This is a genomic window from Pseudomonas sp. RIT-PI-S (genome assembly GCF_025642975.1).
Taxonomy (GTDB): Bacteria; Pseudomonadota; Gammaproteobacteria; order Pseudomonadales; family Pseudomonadaceae; genus Aquipseudomonas.
In genome coordinates, this window is record NZ_JANZKJ010000043.1 from 1 (window position 1) to 315 (window position 315).

The window sequence follows — 315 nt, forward strand, 5'->3', positions numbered from 1 at the left end:
GCTGTGGTTACCCATGAAGTCACCGGCGACGAGGACACCTCCATCGCCCTGGGGACCGTGGCCACCTACGCCGACAACGACGGCTCGGAAACCCACACGACCGTTATCAGCGGCATCCCAGTCGGCGCCACCATTACCGATGGCACCAACAGCTACACCGCTATCCCAGGTGGTGACGGCACGGTCGATGTAAGCAGCTGGAACCTGTCGGGCATCACCTTCAGCGCCGGCAGCAACGTCAGCGGCAGCTACACCCTGACCGTGACCGGCACCTCCGTCGAAACCGCTAACAACAGCACCGCGACTACTGTCGGC

Annotated in this window: 1 protein-coding gene; it reads left to right on the forward strand. The window is 63.5% G+C overall.

Features of this window, described 5'->3' with window-relative positions; genetic code table 11:
• Window positions 1–315 (forward strand): hypothetical protein (locus OGL93_RS22165; protein ID WP_263265170.1); only part of this gene is annotated, 315 nt, incomplete at both ends.